This is a genomic window from Pseudomonas sp. P4_C3, from assembly GCF_056402075.1.
Window position 1 is genome coordinate 1 of record NZ_JBFUIC010000372.1, and the last position, 3,561, is coordinate 3,561.

3 protein-coding genes are annotated in these 3,561 nt (G+C 60.8%); all 3 read left to right on the forward strand.

The annotated features are described in order from the left end of the window. Positions 1-180 precede the first annotated feature (180 nt). Entirely contained in the window at positions 181-1,092 is a 912-nt protein-coding gene (locus AC1DVH_RS27755) for a LysR family transcriptional regulator (protein ID WP_477756486.1), read from the forward strand. 103 nt (positions 1,093-1,195) lie between these two features. After that, complete coding sequence (locus AC1DVH_RS27760) at positions 1,196-2,089, forward strand: NAD-dependent epimerase/dehydratase family protein (RefSeq protein ID WP_477756487.1); 894 nt, start codon at positions 1,196-1,198, stop codon at positions 2,087-2,089. A 210-nt stretch (positions 2,090-2,299) separates the two neighbouring features. Next, positions 2,300-3,561, forward strand: a 1,262-nt coding sequence (locus AC1DVH_RS27765) for a SulP family inorganic anion transporter (protein WP_477756488.1), incomplete at its 3' end; no start/stop codon positions are given.

Here is a 3,561-nt window from a genome sequence, read left to right on the forward strand (position 1 = left end):
CATTCAATCACGCAGACGAAAATCTGCAATTCATCGGATCTGGCTTTCACGTGTGTCCTCTTCGCTAATCGGCATGGGAAAAGATCGCAGCCTCGGCAGCTCCTACAGGTGTACGCAATACTTTGTAGGAGCTGCCGAGGCTGCGATCTTTTCCCATGCCGATTAGCGAAGAGGACACACGTGAAAGCCAGATCCGATGAATTGCAGATTTTCGTCTGCGTGATTGAATGCGGGTCGATTTCTGCGGCGGCCGAGCAGGTCGGGCAAACGCCTTCGGCGGTCAGTCGCACGCTGTCGCGGCTGGAGGCCAAGCTCGACACCACGCTGATCAATCGCACCACGCGGCGCATGGACCTGACCGAAGAGGGCAAGTACTTCTTCGAGCACGCCAAGCGGATTCTCGATCAGATGGACGAGCTCGAAGAGCGCCTGTCCTCACGCCAGCAAACGCCGTCCGGGCGGCTGCGGATCAACGCGGCTTCGCCTTTCATGCTGCACGCCATCGTGCCCTACATCGATGAGTTCCGCAGGCTTTACCCGGACATCCAGCTCGAACTCAACAGCAACGATTTGATCATCGACCTGTTGGAGCAGAGCACCGACATCGCCATCCGTATCGGCACCCTGACCGACTCGACATTGCATGCCCGCTCCCTGGGTTGCAGCCCGCTGCACATCGTCGCCAGTCCGGCCTACCTGGAAAAGCATGGCACGCCGCAAGTCGTGGCTGACCTGGCCCACCATACGTTGCTGGGGTTCACCCAGAACGAAGGCCTCAACCAATGGCCGCTGCGTTACGTGCATGGCGATCGCTGGCCGATCCAGGCATCGATCAGCGCCTCCAGCGGCGAGACCATCCGCCATCTCGCACTGGACGGCCAGGGCATCGCCAGCCTGTCGCATTTCATGACCATCGAAGATATTCGTGCCGGACGCTTGAAAGTGTTGTTGGCCGAATTCAACAGCGGCTATCGCCAGCCGATCAACGCGGTGTACTACCGCAATTCGCAGCTGGCCCTGCGGATTCAATGCTTCCTGGACTTTATCCAGGGCAAGTTGGCGGATTATGCGAGCGCAGACTTCAAGGGCTGATTCGTGATTCCTGCGCAAAAGTGAATTGGGTCAGGTGGCATTTTTCGGCAGTGATCGCTCCTTGATACTCCTTGCATCACCAATCATCGCAGGGAGTTTCTCCATGAACGTATTCGTTACCGGTGCTGCCGGTTTTATCGGCGGCTCCATCGCCACGGGCCTGGTCCAGGCCGGCCACAACGTCACCGGTCTGGTACGCAGCGCCGAACAAGCCGATGAACTGCGCGCACTGGGCATTTCTCCGGTGGTGGGCAGTCTGGAAGACCATGCCCTGTTGGCCGATCAGGCGCTGGCTGCCGACGCGGTGATCAACGCGGCCAGCAGTGATCATCGTGGTGCGGTGGAAGCCCTGCTCGATGCCCTGCGCGGTGCTGGCAAAGTGTTCCTGCACACCAGCGGTTCGAGCATCGTCGGTGATGCTTCGGGCGGTAAGTCCAGTGATGTCATCTACTTCGAAGACAATCTACCGGAGCCGACCGTCGACAAGGCTGCGCGCGTGGCCATCGATAATCTGATCCTGGCGGCGGCCATGGATGGGGTGAATTCGGCGGTGATCTGCAACACGCTGATCTACGGTCACAGCCTGGGCGTCCATCGCGACAGCGTGCAGTTGCCGCGCCTGCTCAAACAGGCGCGCAAAAGCGGCGTGGTACGCCATGTCGGCAAGGGCCGGAACATCTGGTCCAATGTGCACATCGAAGACGTGGTTTCCCTGTACCTGCTGGCGCTGACTGAAAACGTACCCGGCACCTTCTACTTCGTTGAAAGCGGTGAAGCGTCGTTCATCGACATGACCACCGCGATGGCCCAGGCGCTGAACCTGGGCGAACCGCAGGACTGGCCACTCAAGGACGCGGAAGCCGAGTGGGGCTATGAAATGGCCAACTATGGCCTTGGCTCCAACAGTCGGGTGCGCGGCAAGCAGGCTCGGGAATTGTTGGGCTGGGTGCCGAAGCGCACGTCGGTGGTTGAGTGGATTCGCGGCGAGATGGTTTGAGTTCGCATTAGACCGAGTTGCAGCTATCGCGAGCAAGCTCGCTCCCACATTTGATCTCCATAGGGCACGGATTTTGTGTTCGACGCAGATCCCTTGTGGGAGCGAGCTTGCTCGCGATGGCGTTTGCGGAGGCACAACAACTGGTCGGTCTGACTGCATTTCCGTAACATCCGCACACTCTTTTTCGTCTCTCCCTGTGTGCGGTTCCCCATGAAAGCAAAACGTCTACGCGCCGATGTCCTGGCCGGACTTACCACGTCCTTCGCCCTGTTGCCCGAATGCATCGCTTTCGCGCTGGTGGCGCATCTCAATCCGCTGATGGGGCTCTATGGAGCGTTCATCATCTGCACCCTGACCGCACTGTTCGGCGGGCGACCCGGCATGGTGTCCGGCGCGGCCGGCTCGATGGCGGTGGTGATCGTCGCGCTGGTGGTGCAACACGGCGTGCAGTACTTGTTGGCCACGGTGTTGCTGGGCGGGCTGATCATGATGGCGTTCGGGCTGCTCAAGCTCGGCAAGCTGGTGCGCATGGTGCCGCACCCGGTGATGCTCGGCTTCGTCAACGGCCTGGCGATCATCATTGCCTTGGCGCAACTGGAGCACTTCAAGAACGGTGAGGCCTGGTTGAGCGGTACGCCGCTGTACATGATGCTCGGGCTGGTCGCGGTGACCATGGCCGTTGTCTATGTGCTGCCGCGCCTGACCCGTACCGTGCCGCCGGCGCTGGTGGCGATTCTCGGTGTGGGCCTGGCGGTGTATCTGCTTGGCCTGCCGACCCGCACCCTGGGCGACATGGCGCACATTGCCGGTGGCTTGCCGACGCTGGCGCTGCCGGACATCGCGTGGAATCTGGACACCCTGCGGATCATCGCGCCCTATGCGATCCTGATGGCGCTGGTCGGGTTGCTGGAAACCCTGTTGACCCTGAACCTCACCGACGAAATCACCGAGAGCCGTGGTTACCCGGATCGCGAGTGCGTGGCGCTGGGGGCGGCGAATCTGGTGTCCGGTGCGTTCGGAGGCATGGGCGGGTGCGCGATGATCGGCCAGACCGTGATCAACCTCAGTTCTGGCGGGCGCGGGCGCTTGTCCGGGTTGGTGGCCGGGGTGTCGATCCTGCTGTTCATTCTGTTTCTCTCGCCGCTGATCGAGCGCATTCCATTGGCCGCGCTGGTCGGGGTGATGTTCGTGGTGTCGCAACAGACCTTCGCCTGGGCCTCGTTGCGGGTGATGAACAAAGTGCCGCTGAATGACGTGCTGGTGATCATCGCGGTGACGGTGATTACCGTTCTCACCGATCTGGCCATTGCGGTGCTCTGCGGCATCATCATTGCGGCGCTGAACTTTGCCTGGCAGCAGGCCCGTCAGCTGTATGCCGACAGCCATCTGGAGAACGATGGCAGCAAGCTGTACCGGGTGCATGGCACGCTGTTCTTCGCCTCGACCACACCGTTTCTCAATCAGTTCGATAC